At 54.0% G+C, this 14,238-nt stretch carries 18 protein-coding genes; 1 reads left to right on the forward strand and 17 read right to left on the reverse strand.

The genetic code is table 11. The features are described 5' to 3' along the window. Positions 1–17 precede the first annotated feature (17 nt). The 16 genes from ACOJWD_RS01495 to ACOJWD_RS01570 form a co-directional block, all read right to left on the reverse strand. Positions 18–1,313 (reverse strand): arsenic transporter, encoded by a 1,296-nt coding sequence (locus ACOJWD_RS01495; protein WP_486991454.1) that lies wholly within the window; start codon positions 1,311–1,313, stop codon positions 18–20. Positions 1,314–1,374: 61 nt separating this feature from the next. After that, complete coding sequence (locus ACOJWD_RS01500) at positions 1,375–1,629, reverse strand: hypothetical protein (protein WP_486991455.1); 255 nt, start codon at positions 1,627–1,629, stop codon at positions 1,375–1,377. Beyond that, the gene (locus tag ACOJWD_RS01505; protein ID WP_486991471.1) at positions 1,589–1,825 is read right to left on the reverse strand and encodes a hypothetical protein; all 237 of its coding nucleotides are present in this window, start codon (positions 1,823–1,825) and stop codon (positions 1,589–1,591) included. The genes ACOJWD_RS01500 and ACOJWD_RS01505 overlap by 41 nt, the downstream gene beginning before the upstream one ends. After that, on the reverse strand, positions 1,779–2,120 hold the full coding sequence (locus ACOJWD_RS01510) for a hypothetical protein (RefSeq protein ID WP_486991456.1): 342 nt from the start codon (positions 2,118–2,120) through the stop codon (positions 1,779–1,781). Before ACOJWD_RS01510 ends, ACOJWD_RS01505 begins: the two co-directional genes overlap by 47 nt. Positions 2,121–2,260: 140 nt before the next feature. Continuing rightward, positions 2,261–2,920 carry a formylmethanofuran dehydrogenase subunit E family protein gene (locus ACOJWD_RS01515; RefSeq protein ID WP_486991457.1) on the reverse strand — a complete coding sequence of 220 codons (660 nt, stop codon included), beginning with the start codon at positions 2,918–2,920 and terminating at the stop codon, positions 2,261–2,263. A gap of 1 nt (position 2,921) precedes the next feature. Beyond that, complete coding sequence (locus ACOJWD_RS01520) at positions 2,922–3,272, reverse strand: DsrE family protein (protein WP_486991458.1); 351 nt, start codon at positions 3,270–3,272, stop codon at positions 2,922–2,924. 1 nt (position 3,273) lies between these two features. Next, on the reverse strand, positions 3,274–4,200 hold the full coding sequence (locus tag ACOJWD_RS01525) for an ArsA family ATPase (protein ID WP_486991459.1): 927 nt from the start codon (positions 4,198–4,200) through the stop codon (positions 3,274–3,276). After that, positions 4,181–5,056: an ArsA family ATPase gene (locus tag ACOJWD_RS01530; protein ID WP_486991460.1), complete on the reverse strand. Its 876-nt coding sequence runs from the start codon at positions 5,054–5,056 to the stop codon at positions 4,181–4,183. The genes ACOJWD_RS01525 and ACOJWD_RS01530 overlap by 20 nt, the downstream gene beginning before the upstream one ends. 1 nt (position 5,057) lies before the next feature. After that, on the reverse strand, positions 5,058–5,375 hold the full coding sequence (gene arsD / locus ACOJWD_RS01535; protein ID WP_486991461.1) for an arsenite efflux transporter metallochaperone ArsD: 318 nt from the start codon (positions 5,373–5,375) through the stop codon (positions 5,058–5,060). 15 nt (positions 5,376–5,390) lie between these two features. Further along, positions 5,391–5,651 carry a carboxymuconolactone decarboxylase family protein gene (locus tag ACOJWD_RS01540; protein WP_486991462.1) on the reverse strand — a complete coding sequence of 87 codons (261 nt, stop codon included), beginning with the start codon at positions 5,649–5,651 and terminating at the stop codon, positions 5,391–5,393. Continuing rightward, positions 5,651–6,034 carry an ArsR/SmtB family transcription factor gene (locus ACOJWD_RS01545; RefSeq protein WP_486991463.1) on the reverse strand — a complete coding sequence of 128 codons (384 nt, stop codon included), beginning with the start codon at positions 6,032–6,034 and terminating at the stop codon, positions 5,651–5,653. The genes ACOJWD_RS01540 and ACOJWD_RS01545 overlap by 1 nt, the downstream gene beginning before the upstream one ends. Before the next feature lie 134 nt (positions 6,035–6,168). Further along, positions 6,169–6,429 carry a hypothetical protein gene (locus ACOJWD_RS01550; RefSeq protein WP_486991464.1) on the reverse strand — a complete coding sequence of 87 codons (261 nt, stop codon included), beginning with the start codon at positions 6,427–6,429 and terminating at the stop codon, positions 6,169–6,171. Positions 6,430–6,453: 24 nt separating this feature from the next. Continuing rightward, the gene (locus tag ACOJWD_RS01555) at positions 6,454–6,864 is read right to left on the reverse strand and encodes an MFS transporter (protein WP_486991465.1); all 411 of its coding nucleotides are present in this window, start codon (positions 6,862–6,864) and stop codon (positions 6,454–6,456) included. Between the two features lie 2 nt (positions 6,865–6,866). Continuing rightward, complete coding sequence (locus ACOJWD_RS01560) at positions 6,867–7,082, reverse strand: hypothetical protein (RefSeq protein WP_486991466.1); 216 nt, start codon at positions 7,080–7,082, stop codon at positions 6,867–6,869. Then, positions 7,063–9,468: a UvrD-helicase domain-containing protein gene (locus ACOJWD_RS01565; RefSeq protein ID WP_486991467.1), complete on the reverse strand. Its 2,406-nt coding sequence runs from the start codon at positions 9,466–9,468 to the stop codon at positions 7,063–7,065. Before ACOJWD_RS01565 ends, ACOJWD_RS01560 begins: the two co-directional genes overlap by 20 nt. After that, positions 9,465–11,873 (reverse strand): RecB family exonuclease, encoded by a 2,409-nt coding sequence (locus ACOJWD_RS01570; protein WP_486991468.1) that lies wholly within the window; start codon positions 11,871–11,873, stop codon positions 9,465–9,467. The genes ACOJWD_RS01565 and ACOJWD_RS01570 overlap by 4 nt, the downstream gene beginning before the upstream one ends. 65 nt (positions 11,874–11,938) lie before the next feature. On the opposite strand from ACOJWD_RS01570, the gene ACOJWD_RS01575 reads away from it, so the two are divergent. Further along, complete coding sequence (locus ACOJWD_RS01575; RefSeq protein ID WP_486991469.1) at positions 11,939–12,772, forward strand: HAD-IIB family hydrolase; 834 nt, start codon at positions 11,939–11,941, stop codon at positions 12,770–12,772. Here ACOJWD_RS01575 and hutH read toward each other — a convergent pair. Next, positions 12,733–14,238 (reverse strand): histidine ammonia-lyase (gene hutH, locus ACOJWD_RS01580; RefSeq protein ID WP_486991470.1); only part of this gene is annotated, 1,506 nt, incomplete at its 5' end. The genes ACOJWD_RS01575 and hutH overlap by 40 nt on opposite strands.

A 14,238-nucleotide genomic window follows, 5' to 3' on the forward strand; every position in this document is an offset into this window, starting at 1 on the left:
TCTTGTCCATTCGGCGGCTAAGCCAGGATAGCAGACCACCCCCACAAGGCCGCCAATGTCACCAACAACACCGGTATCGTCAGGGTCACTCCCACACGAAAGTAATAGCCCCAGGTAATACGAATTCCTCGACGCTCCAGCACATTCAACCACAAGAGCGTCGCCAAGGATCCGATTGGCGTAAACTTCGGCCCTAAATCACACCCCACCACATTGGCATAAGCCATCGCTGTATGAAGTGTCGCCGTAGCCGTGGCACCGTGAATCGCTAAGGCGTTAATCAGGACCGTCGGCATGTTATTCATAATGGAGGACAGCACGGCTCCCACCACGCCCGTACCAACAATCCCGACGAAGGTGCCATGAGACGCCAAAATGCTCAATACCGCCCCGAGTAGATGCGTCAATCCCACGTTTCTCAGGCCGAAGACCACCACATACATGCCAATGGAAAAAACCACAATCTTCCACGGTGCTTCGCGTACCAGTTGTGGGACGTGAACGACGGGACTACGATGGGCAATGAGCAACAGCGCCACCGCTGCACTCCCGGCAAAAATCGCGACCGGCCAATGCAAAAATTGACTAGCAAAATACCCGATCAATAATAACGCCAAGATAATCCACGCCGTCCGAAAGACCTCCGGATCTCGAATTGCTGACCGAGGCGCCGGCAAGGACTCGGTAGAAACCGTCACAGGCAATGAGCGTCGATAGAAAAAATAAAGGACCGTCAAACTCGCCACGAGAGACACCACATCGACCGGAACCATCCGCACCGCATACGATCCAAATCCTAAATGAAAGTATCCTGACGAGACGATGTTCACCAGATTTGACACCACTAGCGGGAGCGACGTGGTATCGGCGATAAATCCGCTAGCCATAATCAATGCCAAGGTTGCTTTCGGATTCAGTTTCAATGCTTTAGCTTGTTCGTAGACGATCGGGGTCAAAATCAGTGCAGCCCCATCATTGGCGAAGAACATCGCCACCAATGCCCCCAGTACACCGAGCAGAAGAAACAGCCGAATTCCCCGACCTCGAGCCAGGCGCACCATATGGAGCGCTGACCATTCGAAGAACCCTACCGCATCAAGAATCAGCGAAATCAGAATGACCGCGACAAAGGTCAATGTCGCATCCCAGACAATACTTACGACCGTCCCGACATTGTGCCATGACACAATACCAAGCGCCAGGGCAATCACAGCCCCCCCAAGGGCGGTCCATCCAATCGAAAGGCCCCGCGGTTGGGTAATAATCAACACTAACACCACCACAAATAATCCGGACGCCAATATGACGGCCATCCAACCACCTCCCAAAGCATATTGGCCATCATATCCACCTCAGACTGTGTCGCCCTATCCCTTAGGGACGGCGCCAAACGGTCCGATAGAACGGTTCCACCGGCTCCTCGACAATGTAGGGGGCAATTCTTGCGGCGGCCTCACGAAATTCCGAATCGAGATGAGAATTCTCGTGGTCCCAGAGCGATTTTTCTAGACCCATCAAAGTCTCTGTCCCAAGCGGTTTCCGATAATAGGTGTTCGATGCGGTGCCAGAATACCCTAGGTGATGCACATCAGAATGGGGTCGATAGGTTTTTCGCGCGACCTGAAGCAAATCCGCCCCCCCTATTAAACGCGTCGGTATCTTTCTCGGCGATCAGCCCATGATTCAGTACCGTTACCGCGTCCGCTCCCTCCGTTAACCCCTGCATAAATGTTTGGACCTCATCCATTCCCATATAAACCGCATCCCGGGTCCCCGCACTAATGGTGGTAAAGAGCCCTCCATAATATGTCTCTCCCTGTGCCATGGCGGCTACGGGCATCCCTTCCGCGGAGATGGGTTGGAGATATGGCTCCATCGTGTCGAAAAACCAGCCCCGATGGTTTACAAGGCCCCTCGAATTGGGCTAGCGTAACAACATCGCATATCGCCATGGTTGAACACCTGCCACGGCTCCCACTGCGTACGCGTCCCCCCAAGACTCCTTTATAAGCCGCAGGGAAATTCTTCACCATGGTCGACGTCCCTATTAGCTGTTTTAATACAACCTCAGTGACACCCCTCGGGACCCGAAAGGTCGCCTCTCGCAGAGCTTTCAGCATTGCGCCCTTTTTGAGGTCCCGACAGGTTAAACTCGTAGACCACTGTTATCGGCTGATCCTCGAGGGTAGCAAACTCGCCATGTCGTCTTGGAGCAAGGCCAGTGTCAATAATCGCCGTCATGTCGCCGACACCTTATTCATCACAGTTTCCCCAAAGTGAAAGGCACCTGTTTAAAGAGCACATCACTTCGGCGACCCCGATGGTCGTAGGGAACATCCTCCCAGATGAACACCTCCACGGATACGGTATAAAGCTCTTCTGGAGGCGTGCGCAATAAGACCTCTTGAACCCAAGCCCATTGAGCGGCCTGAAGTTCATCAATTTGCCGGGGTGTCGCTAAGCCGGAAGCCACAAGCTGCCCTTCCTCCTCGCTTAAGACCGCGGGATAGATCCCGGGATTCTCCACGACCCGTACACCCTTCCCGGTAGAGATTTGTTGCACTACAAACCACACGCCGGGTTCGTCGCGCACATCTTGACTGTTAAACCGCACGCGCCCTCCGGTCAGATAGGCCGCCACATCCCCCAAACACGGACTGTTGCGCGACAAAACCCGTAAATCTGTCCGGTCAATCACCTCATCAGGAAACAAAGTAGGGAGAGCCACAGCCAGTGCAAAAGCCCCACGAAACAATCCATCACACGCATGTCCATGGAATTTGACCAAATCCTTGACGCCGATAGTTTTCGTACCCACCGCATATCGACCATGGCTCGATTGGGTGTCGCGCACCCGAAATTCTGGTAACACGGCGGACGCCGCCCAAAGGGGCCAATACCACTCGATCGTGTTATCCATGTTAAAAAGTCAACACGGTATAGCCTTCGCGCGCATACCGCGAAAACGCATCCCGTGCAAATTCCGCCTTGATTCCCGCTGCCTTGGCCACATCTGCCATGTTCCAGCTATCCAATTGATTACTGCAACCGCCCACGACAATCCCGGCCGCAATTAATTCATCCACGAGATGATTAATCTCGTTATCGGGCTCTCCGACGACGCGAAGTCCATCCGTAAACAAAAACACCTCGACATCCTCGATCTGATTTTCTTCTCGCGCATCATAAATGCGTTTCGCTACGTGAAGCCCGGCTTTAGCCCTGGCGGGATTCTCGTTCCCTGTCAATAATACAATCGCAATTTTTCCCATCCTAATCACTCCTCTCATGTGGTTTACTGATGTCCGTTTCTGTTCGATCCAACATCACCGCCCCTAAACGCTCCACAGCCGCGAGTCCCCTCACATCCTCCTCTTGTAACGGAACCTCCATGATAGCAGTGTCAGGAAACTTTTCATGTAGCCATCGCAAATACCGTTGTTGCATCACATAGCGTTTCCTGAAGAGCGGATGCACACACACCGCCTCAGGAAGCACCTGATTCGCCATTACCCAACCCGTGGGAATGCCGATTCCTTTTAAATCTTCCGCCCCTCGCCACGCTTCCTGAATTGGCGTCGACTCCGGGTACACCACCCAACAAAACGTGGTCTCATCAGGATCTCTAAGAATCGCCATGGCTTCACTCAGTCGCGCCGCTTCGGCGTCATCAACCGCTTGACTTTCAGCCGAGCCCTGAGCCTTGAAGACAATCTGCTGATGGTAACTGACGGGCAACGCTAAGAGCCTTAAGGTATGACCCGTGGGCGCGGTATCAAAAACCACCGTCTCATACTCCTCACTCAACAGGGCCCAGAGAAACCTTCGAAACACGGCCACTTCTTCGGTACACGGTGAACGTAATTCTTCGGCCATGCGCTCAACCGTTTCCGGCTGATATCGCGTTCGAGCTTCCTCCAAGATCGTCGTTTGATAGCGCTGGGTTTCTATGGCCGGATCAATCCGTGCGGCATAAAGATTGGGAACTCCGGGCACCAGCATCGGATCTTCACCCACATCCGTCTCCAATACCGACCCAATGTGCGCGGCCGGATCAGTCGTCATCAACAGAGTTCTCACCCCGGCACGCGCGCTTTGCACCGCTGTGGTGACCGCTAAAGTCGTCTTGCCCACCCCGCCCTTGCCGGCAAAAAAGATACGGCGCCCTTCGGAAATCCGGCTATTGAACGGCATAGACATCGTGTCCCAGCCACCTTCCCAACGATCGCAATGCGGTGATGCCTTTAACCTCATCCTCCACTAACGGAACCTCCATAGGACGGCCAAACACAGAATGGAGGCTTTCCACGGTTTTCTGTTGTGCTGCGCGGCGGGCCGCGAAAAAAGGATGCTGAGCCGCGTCTTCGGGAATGACCCCATTGACCACGACCCGGGGTGCAACAATCCCTGATTCATGAAGCTCTTCGGCAGCCCGTAGAGTTTCCTCCACGGACGCTCTCTCCGGCTGTGTCACCAAAATAAAGGATGTCATCTGCTCATCTTGGAGTCTCTCCAACGCCTGATCATATTGCGCTTTGGACGACTGCAATTGGTCCGCGGGTCCAATGCACGTCTGACCCGATCCCGCAGCACTTTCTGTGATATGGAGAGACCACGCCGAGGGTAGTGCCAATAGGCGCAAGGTATGTCCCGTAGGCGCGGTATCAAAAACCACCACATCATAGTCGCTGGTAAACATCGCATGCACGAATTCATCAAATCCCGCAATCTCGATGGTGCATGGCCCACTCATCTGCTCTTCCATAGTTCGAAGCACGGGCTCAGGAATAATCCCGCGCAGCGGACTTAAAGTTTTTTCACGGTACGCTCGCGCTGCCGCTTCAGCATCAATCTCCTGAGCCAGTAATCCCGACACTCCATGAATCGGGCGTGGGTCCGGACCGATGGCTTGTTCAAACACATCCGCCAAATTGGAAGCAGGATCGGTCGTCACCAGCAACACTCGCTGTCCAGCATCGGCCAATGTCACTGCAGTCGCTGACGCCAGAGACGTTTTGCCTACCCCGCCTTTGCCAGAAAAAAATAGATAACGCATCTTAACCCTTCTTTGCGGAATCATTGACTATCACACGCTGAATTTCATCGTAAGTCGGATACCGACCCACAAATCGAACCTGCCCGTCAATGGCCGTCATGGGCAGGGCGTCCGTGCCAGTCTCTAGAAGGGCCCGGTAGACAACAGGATTCTCGGTAAATGCGCTCGCTTGTCGACTCAGTTGATAACGAAGCACGCGTGCTCCTTCGGCCTGTAATCGACTAAGAGTCTCTTCGGCTCGAATAAGCGTCGGATCGGGTACCGATCCGCAGACCCCAGACGAACAGCAAAGCTCCGGGTCATAAATCTCAACAACCAATTCTTTTCGCCTCCTTTAGCAGTTACAATTCGGCCCGCATCCAGCCTGGCCAGCAATGACCGCAATCGGTTCACCGCGTAGTGCCTGACGAGCCGCATCATCAAAACCGGTAACGGCCTGCAAACGCACTGCTCGAGCAATATTGACTGCTATTTCGATCTCCTGTGCGTCAGCACCATTTTCCCGTGCATGTTCCACATGCGTGTTAAGACACGGTATGCACCCACTTGCGACAGACGCGCCAATGGCAACCAATGCCTTCACCTTCGAGTCCATCAAATTTCCTCCTTTAATTGTTCCGGCCCAGCAGGCACCAGCTCTTCTGACAGAGGTTGTGTCACCGTGCAGGTAATCCCTACCTGATGGGTTGCCAGCCACAGCGCATCCTGATTATCGACCTCAAGTGTGCGAACCCACTCGGCAATCAACGGCGGAATGTCGGCACGGAGATGATAGTACATCCAAGATTTCTGTCGATACTCTTCCACAAAGCCCACCTGTTTCAGCCGCCGTAAATGTTGGGACACGGCCGGCTGGCTAATCGGCAATAGATCGACCAGTTCGCACACACACGCGTCGCGTACCGACAGCAAACCTAAAATCTTGAGCCGTGTGGAATCCCCCAATACCCGAAACCGTTCAGCCCACTCACTATACATGCTCCACCTCCCATCACTATATCATTATACGCTTATTTAATTTGACTTTCTTCACAGTCAAGAATTTTTTCTGAGAATAGTTACGAGAGCTGTTTGCACGAAGAACAGCTCTCGTTTAGCACATGGCTCCGTTCCTACCTCTTCCTAACCCAAGTCCAAAGAGGCCACTGCAAGACGCCTAATAACACGGCCCAAATAATGGCCAATGCTCCTTGCCACCACCAAACTGGGGCAGACACGACCAGCCTCCACCCAGCAACGCACCCTCCGATTGCCCACAAAAGGTAAGCGGCGGCCACCACCACACGGGAGTACCAATTCCAAGCGCGTGGTCTAAAGACAATCACTTTCGGGACGGGAATGTCCAGTCGCTGTCGTACCGGTGCTTTTTTCATCCATCGGTCCTCCAGACCTCATGGCTACGATACCGTCTGCGTGTCAATACCCGAAGCGTCCACCTCTAAGAGCTCTTCACGCGAAGATTCGCGGAGAGTTAGTCCCTTCGACTCTCGGAGAGCCACCAAAGTCAGGATCGCTCCAAGGAGGGAAATGACCGCTAATATTCCCATCGTCCCGGACAAGTGCAACTGCAACAATAGCACCGGAAAGAGGAAGGCCGCGATCGCCGCGCCGAATTTCCCGGCAGACGCCGATATCCCAAAACCTAGACCACGGACAGTCACAGGAAACACCTCGGACGGAAAGACAAAGGTGGTACTATTGGGTCCAAATTCAATAAAGAAGTAGCTCACCGCGTACACAAGTAAAAACTCGGTCGTTTGATGCGCAATTCCCGGCACAAGCCAAAGCACACCATAAGCCACGGCCATCACTAAAAAGCCCAAGAAAACCCGGTACCGACCAGCGTCAGAAGAAATCGACGATTCTTAAACAGCACACGTCCAGAAATGGCCAGTGGCTTTATCGTGCCGGTTGCTACTACCGAGGTATCCGTTAGATTGCCGACCGCTTTCGCCGCCCCAGCAACGTCTCCACGAGCTCCTCGGTTGCGATGCCCGAAGGAGACATCACTCCCAATGGCGGGCATGATTGTCCTCATCTTCTGCGATGAAGGTGTTAAAGAACCATAAGTAATCTCGCGCACGGGTTAAAGCCACATAGAGCAAACGGTCTCCTTCGGCCTGTTCTCGAACCCGATGGTCCGCTTCAAGGAGAGAATAGGCCCCACTGACCCAAGGATCTTGTCGGAGAGCGACCGTCTTGAGGCGTGAATTATAGTGAATTCCTGGCTGGAGCTTCGCCTTCTTTGGGACCCAATTGGCGACGATGACCATGGGCCACTCCAGTCCCTTGGCCTGATGGACAGTCGAAATCGTGACTTCACTCTCCTGTGACGTCACCTTGGCCTCATCAAATGGTGCGGTCCCGAGCACCTGTTGGTTCAACCATTGGCTGAACGTGTCCATACCCCACTTGTCGCCAAATTCGCGCGCCAACTTTCGCATAAGGACAAGATTCGCCAACCCCGCCTCATCGTGACGCTCTCGCAGAGCGATTCCTAGCGAGCTCTCGCTGGTGGCCCAGTCAATCACCGTCTCTGGATCCACATAAAAGAAACGTTCATGCCAATAAGAAAGCCGTTTCCACCAGGAGAGAATCCGTGGCGACCCGACCTCGCTCTGGCGATAGTCCCATCCACCGCCTAACAGACGGTGTTGCGTAAGCTCTTGATACGTCAGAGCAACCCACGGCGAAACGAGCCATCCCACTACCGCTGAGGCATCCTCAGGGTTCTCCAGCGCCCGAAACAGGTGTCGAATTCCGCGAATTTCGTCCTGCAAAAAAAACCCCCGTCCGCTTTGGGCAGCGACAGGAATCTCTCTCGCCGCCAATGCCTGGCGATATAGTTCGATGCCGGTACGCTGAGGCACAATCAGCGCGACATCGCTGTATGTGATGGGGCGAGTCCCCTGACCATCACGTACCTGCCATCCATCGCCAATCGCCTCGCCGATCAGTGTCGCAATCCGGTTGGCTTCATCCATTCGTCGATCCCGTGCCGAGCCTTCAGCGGTGGCGGCTTCAATCGCCACCCGCCTCATCTGATCGCGAGGAAACGCCTCTTCCAGTGGCTGAAACGGCGGAATATAGGGTCTCTCAGGATCCACCTGCGCAGGCCATGACTTCGAAAAAATCTCATTGACCATGTCCAAAATCTGCGGGTTGGACCGAAAATTCTGCCAGATGGGGATGATATCTCCGCCGACCCGATGAATTTCATCGCGCACCGTAACGTAGGTTTCAACATCTGCGCCACGAAATCGATAAATTGATTGTTTTGGATCCCCTACCAAAAACAATCGCCCTTGGTCGTGAGGTACTAAAGTGTCCACCTCAGCCGGCGTTACCAAGCGACGTATAATCTTAGCCTGAAGTGCATCGGTATCTTGAAACTCATCCACCATCACTAAATCATAGCGCTGTGATAGTTGCTCCCAAACTAGCGGATCACGGCTAACACGCTCAGCTTCTACTAATAAGTCTTCATAGGTTAAAGACAGTGCGTCAAATCGATATCGCCGCCAAAATGGCAAGAAACTTTCGCGCATCAGCTCAAGCCACTGCGCCAAATACGCATCGGCCATCCTTTCCCTTAGTCTCTTCACATCGTCGCGTAGATTCTGAATCCACACTTTCTGCTCACTGAGCCAATCCGGATGACCCCAGTTCTTCTTATTGCCTCGGGGCGATAATCCCGCAGTCCATTGAGCGATCATGCGCGGCCATTCGTCCGGGCCCATGCGGACAATAAAGTCAAACTGCCGGGCAATCTCTTGAATTTGCTGCACTCCAGCATCGCTCGGCTCCGCATCTATTTCGGCACGCCTCACATAGTCGCCCACGTCTCCTCCATAGTGCGATAAAAATTGATCCAACTGGGGGAATTCTTCGTGTAGCGTGGGGACCTCAGCCCAATCGGACACCGACCGTCCCCACGACACCAACTGTGGCCATTGGATTCCCGCATGTAACAGCGCTAGAATCACCCCCTCCTGGTGTGAGTCAGACACCCATTCATTAAAGGCGAGGAGCCATAAGCGGTCCGTTTCTACCGCGTCCAACACCTGAAACTGCAGCGGAATGCCAAACCCCGCTCCAAATTCGGATAAGAGACGACGACAAAATCCATGAATGGTGGTAATCGAGGAGTCTAACACCTCTTTCTGCTTTCTCAGGTCGGTGAATGGCAGGGTGTCTAGTCGTTCCTTTAGACGACTACGCATCTCTTCTTGAGCTTTATCCATAAACGTAATCATCAGGATTCGAGAAAGCGGTATCCCGGAGCGAATCGCTTCCACGACCCGTTCCATAATGAGCGTCGTCTTGCCGGTACCGGCACCCGCTTCCACTAGTACATTCACCTTCGAATGCACGGCCTGCTGACGCTCACACAGGTCCACCACTTCAATCACAGCGGAACCTCCTCATCCGATTCACCTTTCCACAGCGACTGATATTCGGGATACTCCACAATCTTATCAGCACTGTAGTCGCGGACTCGCGCCGGACACAAGGTACGATAATCACATTGACGGCAGGGATCTTGTCCCGTATTCGGGGCAGGAAAAAACTGGCCCGCTTGGATGCGCACTTTCATTCCGTGCTGGATCGTCATCAACTGCTGGCGGCGCGCCGATTCTCCTGTCGGGTCCAATGATCGATGAAGAAATTGTGACCGCTGGCTAATCCCCATTAATTCGGCAGACACGGACCGTCCCGTTTGTTCTCGTAATGCCTCTTCATAAAGGGCCAACTGCAACGACGTTGGCGTGACACGATTGGGATTAGAAAGCACTCCCGTCTTGTAGTCAATAATCCGAAGCGTGCCATCACTCAGCGTATCCACGCGGTCTAAGCGGCCGTGCATCGGCCACAAGGTGTCCCATTGAAGGTCCACCTCAGCTTGTGAAGCTGTTACGGGAATGTTTTGGTCCCGCATTAACGCTTCAAATAATTCGGCACTTAATCGTTCTTGCTGATAGCGAATGTGAAACACGGGCACGGTCCTAGGGGGCGGATTTTCTTCAATAGCTGCCGACACCCAACGAGAGACGCGTTCTTTCGACAGTCCGGTCTTGTCCTGCATCATAAGCTCCATGGTACGGTGTGCCCATTGACCAATGAGCCGTGGTTCGAGTTCCATGCCTGGTTCACTTACGGAAGTCACCCGGAGCAGCCGTTGCAAAAGAAAGCTCAGAGGGCACCGTCCAAACGTTTCGAGGGCCGATGGGGAAAAATATTCCGGCAGCAGCGGCCCCACAGTATCTTGATCAAGAAGCCCTGTATAGGCGGTATAATGTTTCGCGACACGCCAGCTCTCGTACCAAGCCAACACGCGGTCTTGATCGCCGTCGTACCATTGCCTATCCTCGTGCACAACAGGAATAATTTGGTCGAAAGAGAGGTCCCCACCGTCTTCAAGGTCTCTAAGGAGAACATCGGCGCAGCCCGGAAGACGGGTCAGGTCCTCTAGAATGGCGACATCATGGCGATGGTGATTGAAAAGGAGCGGTCCCTGGTGGGACGCGGTGCCGAAACGAATCCGCGTCGGACGGCGGGGAAATTCTTGCCCAACACCAAAGAGGACACGATAGCGACCAGACACCCAGACCGCCTCCTCGGGAGGAAGCAGTATCAGGGCTCTCTCTTGAGCGAGCAACTCCTTCCCTAGCCGCCCCAGCAATGACCCCATCGCTGGTATGCTTGACCACTCAACAAACACGGCCGCACTCCTGGCCCACGCGAGAAGCGGCGCCCACTCATGGGCTTGGTGATGAAAATCGATGGCCTCCTGGATAAGACGGGCCACCTCGCGCCAATCCGACACCGTGGTAATGCGCTCCCACCAGTTCTTGGCCCACTCATTCGCGTCGCTCGCTTGATGAATCGCGGTGCACCATTGTTTCTTCACCACCTCGCGCGCTCGCCCTTCGGCCACGATGAGAAAGAGCTCCCATAGCACCTCTGCGTGAGAGCGTTCACGATAACGAGGGTCCAGTACCCTCTCTCTGACGAGGGAGCGAACGATGGCGCGCTCGTGTCCGTCGTCAATGCTACAGAACACCGCCTCGTCTAGAGAAATCTTCTGTTCATAAATGGTGTGGGCCACAAGGTCTAGCGGCTCCTCATCGGGACTCAGAACGGCACGGCATCTCCCCGGTTCACTTAAGGAGGGCACATGCGTCACCGCCGTCTGATGAGAGAGCATCTGGTCGCGCGTCGTATCCCACAAACTCTCTGTCTGCCACACGTGAACCTCCGTGAAAAGAGCCCAGGTTTCAATCATTCGCCATTGTGCGCTTGACCACTCCGAAAAACCGTAAATACCGATCCTCACCGAAGGGCGCAGAAATTCTTGGGCCCACTCGTACATCCGTAGTTCATCGGCAATCGTGTGCTGAAATTTTTCGTCATACCAGGCCACGAGGCTGGCCCAAGGCGATGACGGAGGCCAGGTCGACCGCATCCCCGATTTGCGCATCTCATGAAGATACTGAAGCACGACCGATCGCGCCCCAGGCGTATTTATAATATCGGCATCGATGACGTCGACCGGAACCATAGGAGATAAAATATGCCATGTGCCCCACGGAGCCCGCGTGATATTCTGAGGAAGGAATTGTTCTATCCAATCGTCTAATACCATAATATTGGAGGCTTCCGGCAATCGACGATGCAAGGCCTGACATAAACGCGAGGTAGGCACTAGAACGACTCCTGAGTTAGTGTCTCCCTGAGAGAACAACGAACGCCACTCGTCGAAGTGAACTTGTACGTCGGCCATTTGGCCAAGATGTATGATTAAACCGGGATTCATGAGAGCAACACCTCCCCCTTTTCATTCGATGTGTGATGTCATTTCCCTTTTTAGGAGGAGTTCTTATGATTAAAGCGATTGTATGCGACTTAGACGGTACCTTACTGAATGCCAAGTCTCACCTGTGGCCCGAGTCAGCCCATGCTCTTTTAACCCTCTCCCGCAAGGGCATTATTGTGATTCTTGCCAGTGGTCGCAGTTGGAGAACCGTCCTGCGCATTCAACGAGAGATCGGTATCAATGGCCCTATTATTGCGCATAATGGCGCCTATAGCTACGACAGCGCTACCGACCGAGACCTCTATCGTCATGGCGTGTCCTTAGAGACAGCGAGAACCTTCATTACTTGGGCGGACCACCATCAGGCGATGATTCGCTGCTATCTCGGAAAGCCCTATCCGGTACTCTATAATCGCTACGATCTCGCACACCAACTTTGTTGGCTGCGCGCGGAAGATCGGATTTGGCCAGAATTAAAGGACCGTCTACCGACTGAACCGCTGGAAGTCTTTTTGTCTGGTCTCTCCATTGTCGACCGTCTATTGGACGACTTTGAGCCTAGAGGAGACCACTATGAATTGTCAATCTTTCCCCACGTGGGCTACCGAGAAGTTAATCTTTGCGCACCGGACATCGACAAGGTCGAAGCGCTTGAGACCGTCTGTCGGCAAATCGACATCTCCCGAGAAGATATTTTAGCGATTGGTGATGGTCTCAACGATGTGCGCATGTTGCTCTGGGCTGGGCACAGCGTCGCTATCGGAGACGGCCGTCGTGAGGCCCACGAGGTGGCCCAGTTTGTCACCACCCCGGGCCATCCTGAACCTGTCCTTCAAGCGCTTCAATGGGCGCTGCCCGATCAATGGCCCTCAGGCAAAACATTGTCAATGAAGCGATAAGCGTCTACCGTCTCCATGGCTTGCGCGAGGCGTTCAATATCGGGACTCAATACTCGGTCCACTTCCCACGGGGCGACAATTCCACGCACAAATTGATAGATCTGCTGGCCTTTGGGAGATAACAGTTCGGGGCCAATCAAATCGGCGGCCTGGGCCGCGCAGATCAGCTCAATCGCCATCACACGCACCACATTGTTCATAATGATTTGTGCCTTTCTCCCCGAGGTCGTCCCCATCGAGACATGGTCTTCTTGATTAGCGGATGTGGGAATCGAGTCCACACTGCTAGGATGTGCCCACACCTTATTTTCAGAGACTAAGCTGGCCGCCGTATATTGTGCCAGCATCAATCCTGAGTGCAGTCCGCCCTGACGCACCAAAAATGCCGGCAAGCCTGACAGTGCAGGGTTGACCATGCGCTCCGTGCGTCGCTCACTAATATTCGCCCACTCCGCCAATAAAATGCCGAGATAGTCTAATACCAGCGCGAGCGGCTGTCCATGAAAATTACCAGCGGAGACAACCTCCGACCGTTCCGGAAAGAATAGGGGATTGTCCGTGGCACTATTAATTTCGCGTGCCAAGACATCCATGACGTGGGTCAGGGCATCACGGCTGGCCCCATGAACCTGGGGCATACAGCGCAGAGAGTAGGCATCTTGGACGCGAATCTCCCCCGGAGTGGTGGTCAAGTGGCTATCCTGTAATAGATAGCGTAGATTCGCGGCACTCTTGATAAGCCCCGGGTGAGGTCGCACACGCAATACGTCTGCACTGAAGGCGTCGGGAATACCGCGCAGTACCTGTAGGGTCAAGGACCCCGCCATATCTGCCCACTCAGCAAGATATGAAGCCCTATACGCTGTGAGGCTCCCTAGTGCTCCCATCGCCTGAGTGCCGTTTATCAGCGCTAGGCCCTCTTTGGCTTCCAAGGTAAGCGGACTAAGACCGGCGTGGCGTAAAGCCTCCCCTCCCGACATCTGTTCGCCATTAAACCAGGCCTCCCCTTCCCCAATCAAAACCAAGGCCAGATGCGCTAAGGGGGCTAAGTCTCCGCTAGCCCCGACGGACCCTTGCGAGGGAATCACCGGGGTAATCCCGTGATTGAGTAAATCCACTAATAAGTGCACCACTTCTGGGCGAACGGCAGAATATCCTTTCGCCAAGGCATTGGCCCGCAGAAGCACCATCGCCCGCGACACCGCCGGAGAAAAGGGCTCTCCCACCCCCGCTGCATGGCTACGAATTAAATTCACTTGCAACTGTCGTCGATCGGATTCAGGAATGATGACGTCGCTGAACCGGCCGAATCCGGTGGTCACGCCGTAAATAACCCGTTCTTCATCGAAGTACTGCGTCACCATAGAACGAGAGGCCGCCAGCTGTTGGGCGACCTCTTCGGGTAATGTGACCGGCCTATTCCGTTGTGCCACCTGATAAACATCATCAAGGGTCAGTGTTTCACC

It is taken from the genome of Sulfobacillus sp. TH-112 (assembly GCF_057473405.1).